The sequence below is a fragment of the Hyphomonas sp. genome (genome assembly GCF_041398465.1).
GTDB lineage: Bacteria > Pseudomonadota > Alphaproteobacteria > Caulobacterales > Hyphomonadaceae > Hyphomonas.
The window spans coordinates 218,277-237,653 of the sequence record NZ_JAWKUS010000004.1 but is presented as its reverse complement, the minus strand read 5'-3'; the positions used below and the strand labels follow the sequence as shown (position 1 = coordinate 237,653).

21 protein-coding genes are annotated in these 19,377 nt (G+C 62.2%); 13 read left to right on the top strand and 8 right to left on the bottom strand.

The genetic code is table 11. The features are described 5' to 3' along the window. Nucleotides 1-3 precede the first annotated feature (3 nt). Both R3C98_RS14120 and R3C98_RS14115 read left to right on the top strand, forming a co-directional pair. Entirely contained in the window at nucleotides 4-429 is a 426-nt protein-coding gene (locus R3C98_RS14120; RefSeq protein ID WP_371314708.1) for a hypothetical protein, read from the top strand. Then, nucleotides 429-809: a hypothetical protein gene (locus tag R3C98_RS14115; RefSeq protein ID WP_371314707.1), complete on the top strand. Its 381-nt coding sequence runs from the start codon at nucleotides 429-431 to the stop codon at nucleotides 807-809. Before R3C98_RS14120 ends, R3C98_RS14115 begins: the two co-directional genes overlap by 1 nt. On the opposite strand, the gene R3C98_RS14110 is transcribed toward R3C98_RS14115, so the two are convergent. From R3C98_RS14110 to R3C98_RS14100, 3 genes are read right to left on the bottom strand one after another with little or no spacing between them, the layout of a single operon-like run. Beyond that, a complete protein-coding gene (locus R3C98_RS14110; protein ID WP_371314706.1) occupies nucleotides 790-1,404 on the bottom strand; it encodes a hypothetical protein in 615 nt (204 codons plus the stop codon). The genes R3C98_RS14115 and R3C98_RS14110 overlap by 20 nt on opposite strands. After that, nucleotides 1,401-2,372 (bottom strand): quinone oxidoreductase, encoded by a 972-nt coding sequence (locus tag R3C98_RS14105; RefSeq protein WP_371314705.1) that lies wholly within the window; start codon nucleotides 2,370-2,372, stop codon nucleotides 1,401-1,403. Before R3C98_RS14105 ends, R3C98_RS14110 begins: the two co-directional genes overlap by 4 nt. A 1-nt stretch (nucleotide 2,373) precedes the next feature. Continuing rightward, entirely contained in the window at nucleotides 2,374-3,150 is a 777-nt protein-coding gene (locus tag R3C98_RS14100) for a TerC family protein (protein WP_371314704.1), read from the bottom strand. An 85-nt stretch (nucleotides 3,151-3,235) separates the two neighbouring features. On the opposite strand from R3C98_RS14100, the gene rnhB reads away from it, so the two are divergent. The 5 genes from rnhB to ttcA all read left to right on the top strand — a co-directional run bounded on the left by rnhB (nucleotide 3,236) and on the right by ttcA (nucleotide 7,039). Beyond that, complete coding sequence (rnhB, locus tag R3C98_RS14095; protein WP_371314883.1) at nucleotides 3,236-3,820, top strand: ribonuclease HII; 585 nt, start codon at nucleotides 3,236-3,238, stop codon at nucleotides 3,818-3,820. A 112-nt stretch (nucleotides 3,821-3,932) separates the two neighbouring features. After that, nucleotides 3,933-5,180, top strand: a complete 1,248-nt coding sequence (locus tag R3C98_RS14090; RefSeq protein WP_371314703.1) for an FAD-dependent oxidoreductase — start codon at nucleotides 3,933-3,935, stop codon at nucleotides 5,178-5,180. After that, nucleotides 5,177-5,539 carry a nuclear transport factor 2 family protein gene (locus R3C98_RS14085; protein ID WP_371314702.1) on the top strand — a complete coding sequence of 121 codons (363 nt, stop codon included), beginning with the start codon at nucleotides 5,177-5,179 and terminating at the stop codon, nucleotides 5,537-5,539. Before R3C98_RS14090 ends, R3C98_RS14085 begins: the two co-directional genes overlap by 4 nt. A gap of 52 nt (nucleotides 5,540-5,591) precedes the next feature. After that, the gene (locus R3C98_RS14080) at nucleotides 5,592-6,014 is read left to right on the top strand and encodes a GIY-YIG nuclease family protein (RefSeq protein ID WP_371314701.1); all 423 of its coding nucleotides are present in this window, start codon (nucleotides 5,592-5,594) and stop codon (nucleotides 6,012-6,014) included. Between the two features lie 131 nt (nucleotides 6,015-6,145). Continuing rightward, the gene (gene ttcA / locus R3C98_RS14075; RefSeq protein WP_371314700.1) at nucleotides 6,146-7,039 is read left to right on the top strand and encodes a tRNA 2-thiocytidine(32) synthetase TtcA; all 894 of its coding nucleotides are present in this window, start codon (nucleotides 6,146-6,148) and stop codon (nucleotides 7,037-7,039) included. Between the two features lie 493 nt (nucleotides 7,040-7,532). On the opposite strand, the gene R3C98_RS14070 is transcribed toward ttcA, so the two are convergent. Then, nucleotides 7,533-8,468: a LysR substrate-binding domain-containing protein gene (locus R3C98_RS14070; RefSeq protein ID WP_371314699.1), complete on the bottom strand. Its 936-nt coding sequence runs from the start codon at nucleotides 8,466-8,468 to the stop codon at nucleotides 7,533-7,535. 319 nt (nucleotides 8,469-8,787) lie between these two features. Between R3C98_RS14070 and R3C98_RS14065 the strand changes: the two genes are divergently transcribed. The 4 genes from R3C98_RS14065 to R3C98_RS14050 all read left to right on the top strand — a co-directional run bounded on the left by R3C98_RS14065 (nucleotide 8,788) and on the right by R3C98_RS14050 (nucleotide 13,963). Next, nucleotides 8,788-8,997, top strand: coding sequence for a hypothetical protein (locus R3C98_RS14065; RefSeq protein WP_371314698.1), 210 nt, complete (start codon nucleotides 8,788-8,790; stop codon nucleotides 8,995-8,997). A 201-nt stretch (nucleotides 8,998-9,198) separates the two neighbouring features. Next, nucleotides 9,199-10,422, top strand: coding sequence for a Na+/H+ antiporter NhaA (gene nhaA / locus R3C98_RS14060; protein WP_371314697.1), 1,224 nt, complete (start codon nucleotides 9,199-9,201; stop codon nucleotides 10,420-10,422). A 280-nt stretch (nucleotides 10,423-10,702) separates the two neighbouring features. Continuing rightward, nucleotides 10,703-11,560, top strand: coding sequence for a hypothetical protein (locus R3C98_RS14055; RefSeq protein WP_371314696.1), 858 nt, complete (start codon nucleotides 10,703-10,705; stop codon nucleotides 11,558-11,560). 213 nt (nucleotides 11,561-11,773) lie between these two features. Further along, entirely contained in the window at nucleotides 11,774-13,963 is a 2,190-nt protein-coding gene (locus R3C98_RS14050) for a sugar-binding protein (protein WP_371314695.1), read from the top strand. Nucleotides 13,964-14,029: 66 nt separating this feature from the next. Here R3C98_RS14050 and R3C98_RS14045 read toward each other — a convergent pair whose 3' ends face one another. After that, nucleotides 14,030-15,331 (bottom strand): acyl-CoA dehydrogenase family protein, encoded by a 1,302-nt coding sequence (locus R3C98_RS14045; RefSeq protein ID WP_371314694.1) that lies wholly within the window; start codon nucleotides 15,329-15,331, stop codon nucleotides 14,030-14,032. A 148-nt stretch (nucleotides 15,332-15,479) separates the two neighbouring features. Between R3C98_RS14045 and R3C98_RS14040 the strand changes: the two genes are divergently transcribed. Both R3C98_RS14040 and R3C98_RS14035 read left to right on the top strand, forming a co-directional pair. Continuing rightward, the gene (locus R3C98_RS14040) at nucleotides 15,480-16,226 is read left to right on the top strand and encodes a TSUP family transporter (protein ID WP_371314693.1); all 747 of its coding nucleotides are present in this window, start codon (nucleotides 15,480-15,482) and stop codon (nucleotides 16,224-16,226) included. A gap of 119 nt (nucleotides 16,227-16,345) precedes the next feature. Then, nucleotides 16,346-17,278, top strand: a complete 933-nt coding sequence (locus R3C98_RS14035; protein WP_371314692.1) for a LysR family transcriptional regulator — start codon at nucleotides 16,346-16,348, stop codon at nucleotides 17,276-17,278. Here R3C98_RS14035 and R3C98_RS14030 read toward each other — a convergent pair. The 3 genes from R3C98_RS14030 to R3C98_RS14020 form a co-directional block, all read right to left on the bottom strand. Next, nucleotides 17,275-17,952: a crotonase/enoyl-CoA hydratase family protein gene (locus R3C98_RS14030; protein WP_371314691.1), complete on the bottom strand. Its 678-nt coding sequence runs from the start codon at nucleotides 17,950-17,952 to the stop codon at nucleotides 17,275-17,277. The two genes, R3C98_RS14035 and R3C98_RS14030, sit on opposite strands and share 4 nt — an antisense overlap. 102 nt (nucleotides 17,953-18,054) lie before the next feature. Then, a complete protein-coding gene (locus tag R3C98_RS14025; RefSeq protein ID WP_371314690.1) occupies nucleotides 18,055-18,519 on the bottom strand; it encodes a nucleoside deaminase in 465 nt (154 codons plus the stop codon). Next, nucleotides 18,516-19,298, bottom strand: coding sequence for an enoyl-CoA hydratase/isomerase family protein (locus tag R3C98_RS14020; RefSeq protein ID WP_371314689.1), 783 nt, complete (start codon nucleotides 19,296-19,298; stop codon nucleotides 18,516-18,518). The genes R3C98_RS14025 and R3C98_RS14020 overlap by 4 nt, the downstream gene beginning before the upstream one ends. Between the last annotated feature and the right edge of the window lie 79 nt (nucleotides 19,299-19,377).

The following is a 19,377-nucleotide window of genomic DNA, read 5'->3' as shown; positions in this document are numbered from 1 at the left end:
GCCTTGAACATGATAGCCAGCGCTGTGTGCGCATGGATCGAAAGTGAGATCTCGGTGGCGCCTGTGGGCGACGTGCCGCTGCTGATGCTGTCCGGCCCGCAGGGGTCCGGCAAGTCGACAGCGCTGGCCGAAGCCATCGGGGCGATGCCCTTGCCGGTCGCGGGGATGAGCATCGATGACTTCTACCTCACCCATGCCGAGCGCATGGAGCTTGCCCGCCGTATCAGCCCCCTGTTCATGACGCGCGGACCACCGGGCACGCATGACCTGATCCTGCTGCAGACAACCGTCGCGGCTTTGCGCGCCTCGTCAGACGGCACCGAGACGCCCCTGCCTGTATTCGACAAGCTGAAGGATGATCGCGCCCCGTATCCGGCTGGCGCAGCTTCCGGGGCAGGCCCGCCGCCATCGTCATCGAAGGCTGGCTGATGGGCGCGCTGCCCGATGCCAGCGCCCCCATGGATGCTCCGCTGAACCCGGTAGAAGCCGAAGACCGCCCCGGCGACTGGCGGCGCCATCAGGAAGCGGCGCTCGCCGGACCTTATGCCGATCTGTGGGATACGGCGGACGGCTTCTGCCACATCGTGCCGCCGGACTTCGACTGTGTCCTGGGCTGGCGCCTTCAACAGGAAGCGGGGCTTTGGGCCGCGCGCGGCGAAGCAATGCCGGACGAACGGCGCGACTGGGTCCGCCACTTCATCGAACACTATGAGCGCCTCACCCGCCGCATGCTGTCTGGCGGGCGGCGCGCAGGCGTGGAAATCTACATCGACGACGACCGGAATGTCGTCAGAAGTTCTGTCTACTGAGTACCTGCCTCATCAACAGGGCCGCAACCGGGAAGACCACAGCATAGCCCAGAATGCCGATATTGCGGACCTGCATGTCACCCGTCGCAACACCGAGCAGCCCGAGCAGGGAGAGCACGCCGGAGGCCAGCAGCAACCGCCCCGTCCACTGCGACAGGCCTTCTGCGCGGAAAACCTGCGAGGCGCTCAGTGCCGACAGGGCGAAGAAGACGTCCCATGCAAGAATGTCCGCCGCATAAGCCACTGACGGCCAGCGAAAGGCAAACACGCTGTCCCAGTTTACCGGCAGGTCGCGGCTTATAGTGAGGATCAGAAAATGGACGAGCGAGGTGACCGCTGTGCACATAGCCATGAACACGAGCGCACAGAGGCTGAACAGTTTCCGTGCCTGCGGTGTTGCTACATGGAGCGCCGCCATCAGGATCACCAGCAGCGGCGCAATGAACAGTATGAGGAGTTCCATCGCCGTGAAATACGGGTCCGGAATGGGCGCATCCGGTGAGGGAAGCGCGGCGAGCCCTGCGGCCAGCACAATGGCATAGGCCAGCTGCAGGGCAACGATCAGACCGGCCGCCAGACGACCGGCCCGGTTCATGGCATCAGCACCGTTGCGCCGGTGGTCTTGCCGCTTTCGAGAGCTTCGTGGGCCTTGCCGGCTTCCTTCATGTAAAAGCGCTGACCGATATCGGCGCCGAAGGTTCCGGTCTTCATGGCGGCGAACAGGTGTCGCGCGCCACGGGCGAGATCTTCCGGTGTGTCGATGAAGCTGAACAGCGAGGGCCGGGTCAGGATCAGCGATCCGCCAGCGGCGAGGCGTCCCGGCGGCATCGGGTCAGCCGCGCCGGACGCGTTGCCATAGGAGATCATCCAGCCGCGTTTTTTCAGGCTGGAGAGTGATGCCTCGAAGCTGATCTTGCCGACGCTGTCGAGCGCGACATCAACGCCTTTGCCGTCAGTCAGGGCTTTTACGCGGGCAGAGGCCGCACCATAGCCTACGACCACATCGGACGCGCCGAGTTCCATGGCTTTTTCAGCCTTTTCCTCGGTCGAAGTCACGGCAATCACACGGGCGCCGAGGCTGGCAGCCCATGGTGTCAGAACGCTGCCAACACCGCCCACGGGCGCCCAGATCAATACCGTGTCACGGTCGGTTATCGGGCGGATCTCGAACAGGAGCATCCAGGCGGTCAGCCCCTTCAGGAGGACGGCCGCGCCTTCTTCCTCCGAGATGCCCTCCGGCAGGACGACCATGCGAGCCGCCGGGCCGGTGAAGTGCGTCGCATAGGTGCCGCCGCCAAGATAGGCGACCCGGTCGCCCGGCTTCACATTGGTGACGCCCTCGCCAACCGCCTCAACCGTGCCGGCCCCTTCGGAGCCCTGCACGAAAGGCAGTTTCACCGGGTAGAGCCCGGTGCGGTAATAAGTGTCGATGAAATTGAGACCGGAGGCGGCCTGCTTCACCAGCGCTTCGCCGGGGCCGGGTGTGCGCGGTTCGAAATGCTCCACCTTCAGCACGTCGGTGCCGCCGGTTTCGTTCATGATGATCCGGTAAGGCTCGTGCATGTCAGTGTCCTCCAGCTTTTGGCGCCTGCTTGCGCGCCTGAATGTTCAGCAGCTCCACAACCAGCGAGAAGGCAATGGCGAAGTAGAGATAGCCCCTCGGAATATGGAAGCCGAGCCCGTCGGCCACAAGCGCCACGCCGACAAGAAGGATAAACGACAGCGCCAGCATCTTGGTGGTCGGATGGTCTGCAATGAAGTTCGCCAGCGGGGTCGCGGCGACGGCCATGACAAAGGTCGACAGGATCACCGCGCCGATCATCACCGGCAGCAGGTCCGTCATACCGACCGCCGTGATCACGCTGTCGAGCGAGAAGACGATATTGATGACGAAGAGCTGGATGACCACGCTACCGAAGCCGCTCTGCGCCGTGGTCTCTTCATGGCCGGTGCCTTCAACAGCGGAATGGATTTCCTGCGTGCCCTTCCATAGAAGGAACAGTCCGCCGCCGAACAGGATCAGGTCTTTCAACGTCACTTCTTCGACGTGGTGCATCACGTCCGCACTGCCGTTCGCCACAAACTCGGCCAGCGCATGCGGCAGGTGGAACAGCGGCGACTTGTCGAGCTGCAGGATCCAGAAGATCAGGCCCAGCATGGCGATGCGCAGCACCATGGCACCCCAGACGCCGATACGCGTGGCGGTCTTTTTCTGATCGCCCTTCAGCTTGCCGGTCGCGATGGACACGAACAGCAGATTGTCGATGCCCAGCACGATTTCCAGAAAGGTCAGCGTCGCAAGGCTGCCCCAGAAGGCGGGTGAAGCCAGTAATTCGGTCATGGAGTTTCCCCTGCGTAGCCGCGTTCGCACCGTTGAACCGTGCTGCGCGGTGGAGCGCAAGCCCGACTCGCGGTCTGCTTGGGGCATGGACCTGTTCGGAAACCTCACTTGCGGCGTGGATGAAGCCGGGCGCGGCCCGTGGGCCGGCCCCGTGACGGCAGCCGCCGTGATCCTCGACCCGGCGAAGCCCATCGAAGGCCTGACCGATTCCAAGAAACTGTCCGAAGCAAAGCGGGACGCGCTGGCGCCGCTTATTCGCGAGCGGTCGCTCGCCTGGTGTGTCGCCCATGCGAGCGTCGAGGAGATCGACCGGATGAACATCCGTGAGGCGACCTTCCTGGCCATGCGGCGCGCAGTCGAAGGCCTGCAGCACGCACCGACCCTCGCCCTGATCGACGGCAACGCCCTGCCCGGCGGCCTCGCCTGTGAAGCCCACGCCATCGTGAAGGGCGACCTGAAAGAACCTGCAATCTCTGCCGCCTCCATCCTCGCCAAGACGGTCCGCGACGCGCTGATGCTGGAGCTGGACGCGGCCCATCCCGGCTATGGCCTTGCCAGGCACAAGGGATACGGCACGGCGGCCCATGCCGAAGCGCTGACCCGGCTCGGCCCGGCGCCCTGCCACCGGATGAGCTTCGCGCCGGTCCGCAAGGCCAGCCTTTCCGCTTGATTTTCTGGCTGACGCGCCGTCAGGCCTCCCCCGCGTCAGGGTTTGTCAGCCCTTCACCTTCAAGGCATCTTCCAGTCTGAAGGCCCATCAGAGGCCGGATGGAGGAAAACCGATGATCTACGATCTTGTCATTGTGGGCGGCGGTATCGGCGGCAGCGCGCTGGCCACCGTCATGGCACGGGCCGGGCGCAGCGTGCTGGTGCTGGAGAAGTCCGAGGAATTCGAAGACCGCGTGCGCGGCGAATGGATCGCGCCCTGGGGCGTGGTGGAGACGAAACGCGTTGGCCTCTACGACACACTGATCGCGGCAGGCGGACATCACCTGTCCGAACACATCACCTATGACGAGAGCCTGCCGCCGGAACTCTGCGAAGCAACGCCTCTGCCGCTGAACATGCTGATCCCGGATATTCCGGGACCGCTCTGCATCGGCCATCCGCATCACTGCCAGACACTGTACGACGCCGCATCTGCTGCGGGCGCAACCTGCCTGCGGCCTGTGAATGTGGAGTCCGTGACGCTCGGCGCCTCGCCGTCGGTGACCTTTACACATGAGGATGAGCAGCAGACCGTCCAGGCCCGCCTCATTGTCGGCGCCGAAGGCCGCCAGTCCATGGTTCGCGCGACCGCCGGCATCCAGCTGCACCAGGACCGGCCGCACCACTGGTTCACCGGCCTGCTGGTCGAGAATGTCGAAGGCTGGGACCCGAAGCGGCAGGCCATCGGCACCGAGGGCGGCTTCGGCTTCCTCGCCTTCCCGCAGGGCGACGGCCGCGTGCGGGTCTATGGCGGCTATGCGCTGGAGGAAAAAGGCCGCTTTGCCGGGGACGACGGCCCGGCGCGCTTCCTCGAAGCGTTCCGGATGGAATGCGCCCCACACAACAGCGCGCTTGCCGATGGCACCCCGGCCGGGCCGCTCTATTCCTATTTCAACAATGACAGCTGGACGGACGAGCCCTTCGCGCCGGGCTGTGTGCTGATCGGCGATGCCGCAGGCTGGAACGACCCCATCAATGGTCTCGGCCTGTCGATCACCTATCGCGATGTACGGATTGTATCGGAAATCCTGAAGGAAACCCCGGACAGCGCTAAACCGGAATTCAGCGCCTACGCTGAAGAACGGGCGGAACGCATGCGGCGGCTGCGCTTTGCGGGCCAGCTGCAGTCCATCCTCGATATGGAGTTCGGGGAAACGGCCAAGGCCCGGCGCCTGTCCTATCACACGCGCAAGGCATCCGATCCGAGCCTCGGCATTCATGGCTTCGCCATCATGGCCGGGCCGGAGACCGTGCCGCCCGAATTTTTCACCGAAGACCATCGCGCCCGTGTTCTGGGCCAGCCCGAGGAGACCGCCGCATGAGTTTCAGCATCGATCGCTTCAATGCCGATTGGCTGGATGCGTGGAGCCGCAAGGATGTGAATCGCCTCGTCGCCTTCTACACGCCGGATACGGTCTACAAGGATCCGCAAACCGCCGCTGGCCTGCACGGCCACGAGGCCCTGCGCACCTATCTGACCGGCCTGTTCGGCGCGACGCCGCCCATGGTCTACAAACCGGACGAGACCTGGCCGATCCCCGGCGGCTATTGCGGACGTTGGTATTGTCATGTCGGTGAAGGCGGCAAGGACGGCCTGATGCGGGGCTTTGACCTCGTGATCATCGAAGACGGCCTGATCAAGCTGAACGAAGTCTACGTCCACCAGATGCCAGAGGGTTAACCGCCCATTAACCGTCTCAGCCGAGCTTCGCGGAATCGATGTGGAGGGACACATGATCCTGTTGTTTGGCTGGCATACCTGGTGGGGCGAATCCGGTCGGCCGTACCGGTTCAATATTACGCTGACGCGCAAGGGCCTGCCGGATGAGGGCGGGATCTATGTCTTCGTGCGCCGCCGCTTCGTGTTCTTCCTGGAGCCGCTTTACATCGGCAAGGCCACCAATTTCCGCTCGCGCCTGATCGGGCATGAGCGCTGGTGGGAAGCCTGGTGGAAACGCGGGGCGACCGAACGCCATGTAATGGTTGTCAAAAAACCAGCAGACCGGGCCCGGATCGAGGAAGACCTGATCCGCAATTACCAGCCGCGGATGAACGACATCCTGATCCCGCGCGGGGCCGACGATGCGCCGAACAACAAGCGCCTGCGCCGCTGGTGGAAGTTCAAGCGCATGTTCCGCCTGCCCTTTTTGACCTGATTACACCGGACCATACCGGACTATCTCATGATCTGAGGCGGCTCCGGCCGCCTTTTTCATGACCGCAAACGACCATGACGGACCTGCCGCAGGGTCTTTTCGCAAAGCCCCGCCCATGGGATAGGGCACGCATGGCAGATGATGTGACCTCTTTCACCGGCGCGCCCCCGCTGTTCGCGGAGACGCCGGATTCGGTGAGCTTCAAGAAGCTGCGCAAGCGGCTGGTGCGTGGCGCCCTCCAGGCGATCGACACCTATGGCATGGTCGACCGGCGCGCGGTGGAAAGCGGCGCGGCCCCACGTCCGAAATGGCTGGTCTGCCTCTCCGGCGGCAAGGACAGCTATGGCCTGCTGGCCGTGCTGATGGATTTGCAATACCAGGGCGCCCTGCCCGTGGACCTGATCGCCTGCAACCTCGACCAGGGCCAGCCGGGCTTCCCGAAACACATCCTGCCGGAATGGCTGGAGAAGATCGGCGCGCCCTACCGCATCGTGACCGAGGACACCTATTCCATCGTCACCGACAAGGTTCCAGAAGGCCGGACCTTCTGCTCCATGTGCTCGCGCCTGCGCCGGGGCATCCTCTACCGCATTGCGCGGGAGGAAGGCTGCGACGCCATCGTGCTGGGCCACCACCGCGACGATGCGCTGGAGACGTTCATGATGAACCTCATCCATGGCGGGCGCCTCGCCGCGATGCCGCCGAAGCTGCTGAACGATGAGGGCGATGTCATGGTGCTCCGTCCCCTGATCACGGCTGCGGAAGACGATCTGGAAAAGTTCTCCGTCGCCATGAACTTCCCGATCATCCCGTGCAATCTGTGCGGCAGCCAGGACGGCCTGCAACGCGTGGCGATGAAACAGATGCTGACGGAGTGGGAACGCAAGAAGCCGGGTGTCCGCCAGGTGATGGCCCATGCCCTTGCCACCGTCCGCCCCAGCCACCTGCACGATCCGAAAGTATTCGACTTCCTCGGCCTCGCCCCTGGCGGCGAAGGCGAAGACGACCCCAACGTGCCGTTCTGACCTCATTCAGCACGCGGGTTGCCTAACGGCATCTCCGCTTCATCCGCGGCAGTGTCGATCTGAATACCTGAATGTCCGCTCTTTCAGGCTAGCGCACGCGACCTTGGTAAAATGAGAATTGCTCCATCACATGCCAGAAGCTGGCCATGAGGTGCGGGCGTTCCCGAAGGGGGCCCGTATAATGGACGGTGCACAGACACCCGTCCTCGTCCTCGGGAGACCTGCGACAAGAGATGTCAAACGGCCCCCAGTCCACACGTGACAGGATGATTTCGCGAAGCCTGTCAGGGTTTCCCGGCCACCGGCATTCAAACAGCGCGTTTCGCAGGCCATCTTCGGGTGTGCGCGATGGCGCACTGCGCGAGGAAACTGGCCGTGCCGGCAAAACGTCAATAACACCGTACACCAATTTTCCGGCTCCTTCCATTCTGTCTGTAACCGGAAGCTGTACGCAAAGACACGATAAGTAAAATCGAATGAAACTGAATGGCGATTAGGTTTTTCCTTTCACCATTTTCCCCGTCTGCGCCAACAGGTCAGCCGCCACGTCCCTGAACACCAATCCCAGTTTCTGGATATTGTGCTCAATTGGAGACCCTGACCGCCAGACCAGGCTGATCTGGCGCCGTGCCAGCGGATGATCAATCGGGCGAACGATCTGGTGAGGATCCTTGCTTGCCTCCATCACCGCATAAAGACTGGGGACGATGGCGATGCCTGCGCCCATGCCGGCCATCTGGCGGATCGCATCGAGCGAAGTGCCTTCATATTCCGTCGACACATGGGCGCCTGCAGCTTCCGCCAGTTTCTGCACCACCGTGCTGAGGCGGTGACCGTATCCCAGACTGAGCACTTCCCGGCCCTTGAGCGCTGATAGCTTCAACGGCCCATCTCCTCCGCCGATCGGGTCGTCCGACGCCGTACAGACATAGAGCTGCTCATCGAAGAGCTGCATCGACTCCGAATTCAGATGATCCTCGGCCGTCGAAATGATCATGTCGAGCCGGCCGTCATTGAGCTTTTCGTCAAGATCAATCGTCCGCTCCTCCCGGACACCCAATCTGAGGTCCGGGTAGAGCTGGTGCAGCTCCCGAACGGCGCTTGGCAACAGATAAGGTCCGATCGTCGGCAATGTGCCGAGTCTGTAGCGCCCCGCCAGGTCACCTGCGACCTGGCGTGCGACGGTTTTCAGGTCTTCCACCTGGGTCAGGACGATCCGTGCGCGGCGCACGACTTCCGCTCCCGCCGGTGTGAGAACGGCCCCCGTCCGGGCCCGTTCGATCAGTGTCACGCCGAGCTGCGCTTCGGCATCCGAAATCTGCTCGGAAAGGCTGGGCTGGCTGACGCCCAGCTGAAGCGCAGCATCCCGGAACCGGCCCGATTCCGCGACCGCGACGATGTATTGGAGCTGGCGAAGGGTTGGTCTCATAGTTCGGAAAAACCTATCACTTGGAAAGATACATTCGATTTGAGCTATCGCGCATATGGCCTCATATCGGGGTCATCGCAAGAGCCAAAAGGAGACAAACCAAATGTATCGACTGACCGACGACCTCTGGACAGGGAGCCAGATTGGCCCGGCAAGTCCGGGCCGTGGCGGCCGGTTCATGGATGCCACTGACAACAGTCCGAAAGCGGACGGGGTCAGCAAGAGTATTGCGGAAACGCCCTCCCAGTACCGCCGCCGTCGGCGCCGTTTACGGCGGGCTGTCTGAGTTCCAATCAGCACATAGGAAAAGGTAAAGACAATGTCTGTCCTCAAAGACCTGATTACGAACTTCCTCGAGGAAATGGCCGACTTTGCGGACCCTCGCGAACGCAATGCCCGCCCCCGCCGAGGCAAACTGGTTCCGGCACGCATTCGCACCCGCGAGGATGTCGAAGCCGTCGCCCGGTGGGAAGGCGAAGGAGGCCGCCTGCAGCGTGGCAAGGAACGCTTCGGCTTCTTTGACCACTAGCCCTCCCACACACCTGAACACGTCCAGGACCTGCCCCTGACAGGACCAACTCTCCTGGACGTCACGATCCCCCGGCAGCGCTCTCCTGTCTGGACCCTACTCTCCGACACCCTCAGCCACCAGGCAGGGGGAATGGCCGGGGGATCGTCTATTTTTGCCTTTCACCCGACCCAGCTGCCCTGCGTACAAGGATAATTGTTCATGACGAAAGTTGTCGCCCGCATCCAGGATTTCCTCAGGCTTGAAAGCGCTGCCGGTCTCATTCTGATGCTGGCAGCTGCACTGGCAATTGCAGCGAACAATACGGTGTTCAGCCATTGGTATGGCGGATTTCTTTCGACGCCCGTCGCCCTGCAGGTTGGTGCGCTGGAAATCGCAAAGCCCCTTCTGCTCTGGATCAATGACGGCCTGATGGCCGTTTTCTTCCTGTTGGTGGGTCTTGAGATCAAGCGGGAAATCCTGGAAGGCGAGCTGTCCTCATTCGACAAGGCCGTTCTGCCCGCGTTGGCCGCCATCGGCGGTATGGCCGGTCCGGCATTGCTTTATGTCATGCTCAACATGTCGTCACCGGAGACCCTGCGCGGCTGGGCGATCCCCGCAGCGACCGACATTGCCTTTGCGCTCGGCATTCTCGCCTTGCTTGGCACACGCGCGCCGGTCGCACTGAAGATCTTCCTGCTTGCGATCGCGATCATCGACGACCTCGGCGCGATCCTGATCATCGCCGTGTTCTATACAGAGCAGCTCTCCGTTCAGGCACTCAGCCTGGCAGCCATCGGATTTGCCGGCCTGCTTCTCATGAACCGGATGGGCGTGAAGCGGATTGCACCTTATATTCTGGTTGGAATGTTCATCTGGGTCTGTGTACTGAAGTCCGGCGTCCATGCGACCCTTGCTGGCGTCCTGACGGCACTCGCCATTCCGCTGTCCCCGCGCAGGGAAACCGAGCAGTCGCCGCTTCACAAGCTGGAGCACGGCCTCCATCCTTGGGTCGCCTACATGATCCTGCCCGTCTTCGCCTTCGCCAATGCCGGTGTGGACCTTCGCGGGATCGACCTGGATGCGCTGACCGGAGCAGTCCCGCTCGGAATTGCGCTCGGCCTGTTCCTTGGCAAGCAACTCGGTGTGTTCGGCCTGACCTATGTGGCGGTGAAGTCGGGCATTGCACGGCTGCCGTCCGGCGTCAGCTGGGTGCAGGTCTATGGCGTCGCCTGTCTGACCGGCGTGGGCTTCACGATGAGCCTGTTCATCGGCAGCCTCGCCTTCAGCACGGCCGCCGAACTCGACCAGGTGCGCCTGGGGGTCCTGATGGGATCGGTTGCGTCCGGCCTCCTGGGCTTCACCGTGCTGCGCTTCGCAAGCCGATTGGGCGAAGTGCAAATGCGGCGGAACATTCCGGCCACCGGGATGCAATTGCAGAAGTGATTGCTTGCCCCCGGCGGCGAAGGCGAAGACGACCCGAACCTGGCGTTCTGACAAGTGCGGAAGGCCTTTCAGGCGCGTGTGACGCTCTCCGCATAATAGGTGGGCGGCGCAAAACAGATCCGGAAGCCTCCGCAGGCGGACCAAGACACTTCCGCCAGCACCTAAATACCGCTCCATGGCTTGGATGGCGCCCGGAGGCTCCCTAGATAGTCACCTCACCTGTTCCGAATGACGCTGGAATGGGTCCGAATTTTCAAATGCATAGAGAGGCCATCCGATAATGCAGATCCCAAAGTTTCTGGCTTGTGTGCTCACTTTCCCGGTCTTGATCGGCGGGAGCCATGCGCAAGGGAACGCCCATGACATCGGGATGGATATTATCGGTCAGACGCCTCCGGGCCTCACGCCTGAACTATTTGCGCCGGGAATCGTCTCAACGGACAATCTGGAAATTGAGGGCGTCTTTGCCCCCGGCATGGCAGAATTCTATTTTGTCAGGCAGGTTCTGGGCGACGTCCCCAAGACCTTGTCCTATCAATACAAGAACGGTGAGTGGCAGGAATCGATTGTGGGCCCGCGTGCGGGTGAAGTGTTCATCTCTGTAGATGGGCAGACGATGTATCTCGGGAACGAATACCGGGAACGCACCGAAACGGGCTGGTCCGAACCGAAAAGCCTCGGGGCGCCCTACGACACGATTCCGGTTATGCGCCTGACCGCGTCAGCAGATGGCACTTTTGTCTTCGATGAACGACATGAAGTCGGCACGATCAGGTATTCCCGGTTGGTGGATGGCGAACGCCAGGCGCCACAGGCATTCAGTGAAGAAATCAATTCCGGAACCTATACCGCCCACCCCTTTATCGCCCCCGATGAAAGCTACCTGATCTGGGACAGCGAACGGGAAGATGGCTATGGCGATTCAGATCTGTACATCAGTTTTCGTCAGGATGATGGTTCCTGGGGCCCCGCCATCAACATGGGCGAGGACATAAATACCGAATTCGAGGATGCGTATGGAACCGTCACGCCTGACGGGAAATACTTCTTCTTTCATACGATCGACCTCAGCGAACCAAAGGCCAACATTTTCTGGGTGGACGCCCAGATCATCGAGAACCTCAGACAAGCGCAGTAAGCCTGAAATTGTCGCCTGCGTCAGGTTTCGTCTGGATGCGGCCTGGCCCCAATGAAGCGTTCTGATCAGGCCTGCCTGAAATTCAGGCAGTGCCGCAAATCACAGCTTGCGACAAAAGAAGGACTGGCCATCCGGCGCGACCGTTTCTATTCGACGGACAGCAATAAACGGTACGCCAACAGGCGGCCGGCGAACCTTCGGGAGGAAGCACACGTGCATCGATGGATGTTGGGCGCCTGTATTGCCTTGTCCGGCGCCGGGTTGGCCATGGCCGAAGACGACCCGCCGGTCCGCAACTTTGCCACCTACCAGCCGACGGTTCGTCCCGTGCGGATCGACAAGAGCGAAGCGCCGGTCATCGACGGCAAGCTTGACGAGGCGATGTGGTCGAAGGCGACCGAGGTCTCCGAGTTCTACCAGGTGGAACCGAAAGTCGGCCCGCCCAGCGTCGAAACGCGCGTCTATTTCGCCTATGACGAAAACAATCTCTATGTCGGCGTCCACGCATATGACGATATGCCCGAAGCGATCCTTGCCTCGGTGCTGGAACGCGATGGCGAAATCTGGCGGGACGACATGTTCCGCTTCTATATCGACCCGTTCAACACCGGCACGTCCGGCTTCGGGTTCGACGTCAACGCCCTCGGCGCACGCACGGAACGCCTGATCCGCTATGGCCAGATGCCGGTGGATGCATGGAACATCATCTGGGACGCCGACAGCGTGATGACCGACGATGGCTGGACGGCGGAAATCTCCCTGCCCTTCCGGTCGCTCAGCTTCGACCCGGCCTCCGACGGCTGGGGCCTGATGATGACGCGGGAACACGCCCACGAGAACGAGGAAATCCGCTGGGCCGGCATCGACCAGTCGGTCAACAAGTTCGGATTTGCGCGGCCGGGCTATATCGAGGGCATCGACAATATCAACAAGGGCAAGGGCTTCGACGTCCAGCTGCAGGCGGGTATCGCCGGGAACCGGCGCTGGGCCCAGCCGCGCGACGATGACATTACGATCGAGCCGAGCGCGAACATTTCCTACAAGTTCACGCCGTCGCTGACCGGCCTTCTCACGCTGAACACGGACTTCTCCGACACGCCGCTGGACGACCGGCAGATCAATACGGGCCGCTTCTCGCTGTTCTTCCCGGAAACGCGGGATTTCTTCCTGCAGGACGCCGCCCTGTTCGAGTTCGCGGGCCAGACCTTTGCCGGCGCGCCGAATGGCCAGCCTTTCTTCTCCCGCCGCATCGGCATCGTGAACGGGCAGTCGGTAAAGGTCGACGCAGGCCTGAAACTGAGCGGCGAGATCAACGGCGTGGAGATCGGTGTCTTGTCGGCCCAGACCGGCAGCACCGGCTCCATCGGGTCGCAGAACCTGTCGGTGGCGCGTGCCACGGTCGACGTGCTGGACCAGTCACGCGTTGGTTTCATCGCCACCAATGGCGACCCGACGGGCCTGTCCGACAACACGCTGGCCGGGGCCGACTTCAGCTATCGCGTGCCGTCTTTCTTCGGCGGCGGGCGGATGCAGGCGGACCTGTTCTACCAGCGCACTTTCTCCTCGACGCGGGAGGACGATGATTCCTTCGGCGCGAAGTTCGACTATCCGAATGACAAATGGGCCTGGAGCCTGGAAGCCCGCCAGATCGGAGAGGATTTCGCCCCGGCACTCGGCTTCGTGAACCGGCCCGGGACACGCACTTTCAGCGCCGGCTGGCACCGCCGTTTCCGCCAGTCGAGCGGGAAATTCCGCTGGTGGCAGTTCGGCACCAGCCACGAATACATCACCGACCTCGACGGCAATGCCGAGACGACCGTCAACGCCCTCGTCCTGAACGCCAACACGATCTGGACCGACGACCTGACCTTAACCGCCAGCCAGAACGAAGAGCATATCAATACGCCCTTCTTCCTGCCGGGCGGGCTGATGGTCCCGGTCGGTGTCTATGACAATAATGGTGTGAAGTTCCGCGTTCAGTCTTCCTATGTCCGTTCCTGGGGCACCACCTCGGAAATCGAGTTCAAGGATTTCTATGGCGGTGACTCGAAGCGCTATAATTTCAATGTGAATTTCCGCCCCAATCCGCATGTGGATCTGAAGGCTGGCTACCGGCGGGAGGACATTTCCGTGCCCGCAGGCGATGTCAGTGTGCAGATCGGATCCCTGGAAACCGTGTTCAACGTGTCGACAGACCTCTCGGTCACGACGCAGACCCAGTATGACAATATCAGCAACAGCCTGTCCTTCTTCGGACGGGTGAACTGGGAATTGCGTCCGCAGACCGAAGTGTTCTTCTCGCTGGGCCACGGCGCCTATATCGAGGGCGACGATTTCCGCCGCAACTTCCGTTCTGTCCAGACGAGCGCCATCCTGCGCTTTGGCAATACGTTCCGGTTCTAGGCAGTGCCCAAAAGAAAAGCGCGGCCCCTTGCGGAGCCGCGCTGATCGTTTGACCTGAAGCCTGGCTTATTTCCGCCAGACAGCAGCCATCGCCGGATCTTCCTCTTCGCCCGTATACTTGCGGGTCTCGGCGCGGCCGACCACCATGTGGTGCACCTCGTCCGGACCATCAGCCAGGCGCAGCGTGCGCTGGTTGGCGTACATGCGGGACAGCGGCGTCCACTGCGACACGCCGGTGGCACCATGGATCTGGATGGCATCATCGATGATGTTGCACACACGCTCCGGCACCATGGCCTTGACCATGGAGATCCAGACGCGGGCTTCCTTGTTGCCCAGAACGTCCATCGCCTTGGCGGCCTTGAGCACCATCATGCGCATGGCTTCGATCTCGATCCGCGCGCGGGAGACCTTTTCGAGGTTACCGCCCAGCTTGATCAGGTCGCGGCCGAAGGCCTGACGCGTCATGCCGCGAACGACCATCAGGTCGAGGGCTTTCTCTGCGGCGCCGATGGAGCGCATGCAGTGGTGGATACGGCCCGGGCCGAGGCGCAGCTGCGAGATCTCGAAGCCGCGGCCTTCGCCGAGCAGCATGTTGTCCTTCGGAACACGGACGTTCTCGAAGCGGATGTGCATGTGGCCATGCGGCGCGTCGGGATCGCCGAACACATGCATCGGGCCGACGATGGTCACACCCGGATGCGGCAGCGGCACGAGGATCTGAGACTGGCGGCGGTTCACATCCGGCCCGTCATTGGTTTTCACCATACAGATCATGATGCGGCAGCGCGGATCGCCCGCACCGGAAATGTAGTACTTCTCGCCGTTGAGAACCCACTCATCGCCTTCCAGAACGGCGCTCATGGAGACGTTCTTGGCGTCCGAGGACGGCAGGGCCGGCTCGGTCATGGCAAAGGCGGAGCGGATCTTGCCTTCCAGAAGCGGCTTCAGCCACTCTTCCTTCTGGGCCGGCGTGCCGACGCGCTCGAGCACTTCCATGTTCCCGGTATCCGGCGCCGAGCAGTTCATCGTTTCAGAGGCCAGTGGAACCTTGCCAAGCTCGGACGCGATGTAGGCGTAGTCGAGGTTCTTCAGGCCTTCGCCCGTGTCGGCGTCCGGAAGGAAGAAGTTCCAGAGACCTTCCTTCTTGGCGGCGTCCTTGGCCTTTTCGAGGGCTTCGAGCTGGCCCGGCGCGTAAGACCAGATGTCGGTCTTGTTCTCGCCGAGGCGTTCGAATTCCTCATACATCGGCTCGACCGTTTCCTGGATGAACCGCTTCACATGTTCGTAGAGAGGACGCGCCTCCTCCGACATGCGCAGGTCATTCAGTTCGGCCATTGCGTCCATGGATTGCTGGGTATCAGCCATGGCTATCCTCCTTCACTTTGTTTGGTTGAGGCATTGGTAGTCCGTGCGGCCGGGGGGCCGCAAATTCTTTCTTTGCAATCTTTTCTGACGGCGCGGCGCAGAAGGCCGCCGCTTTGCGCCGAATCGCAAACAGGTCTAGAGCGCGCGCATGAGTCCATTCGCAGCCGCCATCATTCTCGTCACCGTGCTGGTTACCAGCTTCATTTCGGGCATTTTCGGCATGGCGGGCGGCATCATCTTCATGGGCGTCCTGGCCACGCTTGTGCCGGTTGCAACCGCCATGATCGTGCATGGCGCCGTGCAGATGGTCTCCAATGGCTACCGCGCCTTCCTGTGGCGGGATCATATCGACTGGCAAATCTTCCGCCGCTACGCGATGGGTTCTGTCCTGGCGGTCGGCCTGCTGTTTGCGCTCAGCTGGCGACCCGACAAACAGATGGTCTATGTGCTGCTGGGCTGCGTCGCCATGCTGGTCTGGCTGCCCAAGAAACTGCTCGATCTCGACATCCAGAAACGCTTCCAGGCCGAAGGTGCGGGCTTTGTCGTGCAGTCGCTGAACACGATTGCCGGCGTGTCGGGCCCCCTGCTGGACCAGTTCTTCGTTCACACGGACATGACTCGCCACGCGATTGTCGCGACCAAGGCGGTGACGCAGGTACTGGCGCATTTCGTGAAAATCATATTCTGGAGCACGCCGGTTCTCATGGCGGCTGGCCTTCAGGCCCTGCCGCCCTGGTGGCTGATCGCAGCAGCCGCCCCGCTCTCCATGCTGGGCACCACGCTTGGCGGCAAGGTGCTGGACCGGATGAGCGACGTGAACTTCAAGCGCGGTATGAAATACCTCGTCACCGCGATTGGCGCGGTGATGTTGATGAAGGCGGCTGGCTGGCTGTAGCGCCACGCGCATCGGGTCACTCCACTGTCGACACGGTGACAATGCCTCAGGCTCGACCATTCGGGAACTTTATTATATGAACACCAAACATCACTACGAGTGATGTTTGGGAGCCTGACATGAACTTGCGGTCGATCGACCTGAACCTGCTGCCCGTGCTGGAAGCCGTCTATGACGAGCGCAGCCTGACCCGGGCCAGCGAAATTCTGCGCATCACCCAACCCGCGGTCAGCAATGCGCTGGCCCGCTTGCGCACTCATTTCGAAGATCCGCTCTTCGTGCGCGAGGGCCGGGGCGTGAAGCCGACGGCCATGGCAGAAGCTCTGATGCCGGCCGTGCGCGAGGCGCTCGACCGCCTGCGGTCTGGCCTCGAACCACGTTCGGTGTTCGAGCCGTCACGCTCAACCCGTGTCTTCAACCTGTCCGCCCGCGATGCCGGCGCCTTCCTGATTGCTCCGGCGCTGGCAGCCCGCCTCGAACAGGCTGCGCCGGGCGTACGGATTTCGTGGAGCCAGCTGAACCGGTCGGCAGTCGCAGCCGAGCTTGCCACGGGACGGCTGGACCTTGCCATCGACGTTGCCGACCTGCTGGGCATGGACATGGAACGTGAAGCGCTTCTGAAAACGCCCTATGTCTGCCTCCTGTCACAAGATCATCCGCAGGCGGACCAGAGACTGACACCAGACAGCTTTTTCGAGCTACGTCACATCACGGTTTCCAGCCGCCGCGAGGGCCGTAGCCTGGTCGAGGAACTGGCGCGCGCGCATGGCCGGCGCATCACCCCGGTGCATCGCCTGCCGAACTATATGCCGGCACTGGAAATCGTGCGGCACACGCAGTTTGCCCTCGTTGCCCCACGCCAGCTCGTGGAGCATGCAGGCCTTGTCCTGCAGGACCTACCATTTGACTTCCCGGCCCCGGAATCGACGCTCTACTGGCACCGCGAATATGCCGGCGACCCTGCACTGACCTGGATGCGCGGCCTGATCCGGGAAATATCGCGAGAACTGGCGCAGACCGACGCCCCCGCTGAACCGCGCGCGGCGCTTTAGACCGTGGACGATTCCAGAGACGGCATGATCGCATCGACATATGGCTGCCGCACCAGCATCTTGTTGCGGTAGTAGGCGCCATTCGCGATGGCCTTCAGTGCGATGGCCGCTTCCATGGCCGTGTCCATCAGCGCATCCGCCTCGACCACCTTGTCCAGCCAGCCGACAGGCACGGCTTCGTCCGGCGAATAGAGGCGTGCCTGCACCAGTGCTTCGGTCAGGTACATCGGGTTGAGGCGGGCACGCGGCAGCTCGATGCCGAAGCCCGGCAACGTCATGCCGTTGACGGTCTCGTTCGCGCCGATCTTGAAAGCACCGCGCGTGCCGATGCGCGTGTCGCCGCCCAGCAGGATGAAGGCGCCCATGGCGATGGAGTGACCGTTGGATGCGATGACGACCGGCATCTTTGATGTGAAGAGGCGCATGGCCAGCTTGCCGCCGCCCGTCACCAGTTTGCGCACGCCGTCGCCGTCCGACGTTGCCAGGAATTTGAGATCGAACCCGGCGGAGAACTTGCCTTCGCGTCCGGTCAGCACCAGCACCTTGCCGTCTTTCTCGGCTTCGTCGAGGCAGGCATTCACCGCTTCCAGCATATCGAGGCTGATGGCGTTGGCCTTGCCGTCATCCATTGTGACGACGGAAATATCGTTTTCGGTTCTGACGGTCGCGGTCATGAGGATCTCCCTGTTTGGTGCACAAGGCAGCCCGTGCCCTCAAGGAAAGCAAGCATTTCCGGCGCGTCAGGCGTGAAAGGCGGGGTTTCAGCCAGCCTCCGGCTAGTTTCGGCGGGCTTTGAAGAAATCCCTCAGCAACTGGCTGGCCGCCTCGCCGCGTGCCTCGTCCTGCTCGACCTCAGGCCGCCAATGGCAGGTGGGCTGTTCGAAGAAGCGCGCGCCATGAATCACCGCGCCGCCTTTCGGGTCGCAGGCGCCAAAGACAAGCTTGCCGATGCGGGCGAGGCTGATCGCTCCGGCGCACATCGCGCAGGGCTCCAGCGTGACATACATGGTCAGTCCCGTGAGACGGTAATTGCCGACTTTCTCTGCGGCACGGCGCAAGGCGACGATCTCCGCATGCGCCGTCGGATCGTGACCGCTGATCGGGGCGTTGGCCCCCTCTGCAATGATCTCTCCCGTTTCCGGATCGACGATGACGGCGCCCACAGGCACTTCGCCTGCCGCAGCAGCTTCCGCCGCCAGTTCCAGCGCGCGGTCCATCGGATCAGTCAGCGCAAGGCTCATCTTGTGATGTCTTCTCCCGTTTCGAGAAATTCCCGCATCGCGGCCATAGCGGAATCCGCTTTCAGCACATTGTAAAAGCCATGCTGTTCCTGCCTTGTGCCTTCGACAAGTCCCCAAGTCAGCGCACCCCTGACCAGACGCTTCGCATGGGCAAGGCCTTCCACCCCGCGCCCCGCCAGTTCATTCGCCCAATCCGTTGCGTGGGCGACAGCGTCATCCGCCACAGCGTGGACCAATCCCAACTCCAGCGCTTTGTCGGCATCGACCGTCTGGCCGAACAGGATGAACTCCAACGCCCGCGCCTCGCCGATCATGCGCGGCAGGCGCTGGGTTCCGCCGCCGCCCGGGAAGATGCCGATCCGTGTCTCGGGCAGGCCGATCAGCGGCACGCTACTGGCCGCCACCCTCAAGTCACAGGCAAGCGACAGCTCAAACCCGCCACCCATGCACACGCCATTGATCGCCGCAATGACCGGCTTCGGCGCGTCGAATATTGCGCGGACCAGATCGGCAAAGCCGCCCTGTTCGAAATCTTCCGGCTTCATGCCTCCGGCCTGCACAACCTCGGCAATGGCGACGAGTTCGCTGACATCGTAATGGCGGACGAACACATCGTCCGTTCCTGTCAGGATGATTGCGCGGATTGCCGGATCATCGATGGCGCCGGTGACCGCGGCCAGCATCAGACCCGTGCCTTCCGCGGTCATGTAGTGACGCGGCGGGTTGGCATACCGGATGAGGCGGACCGCCCCCAGAGTTTCCGTGGTTACGCTTGCCATGCCTTCCTCCCTTTTTTTGGGTCAGAGTGTGCCTTGAGGCGCGGCAGTGCAAGGATGTGTTTTGTGACGCGGCGTGCTA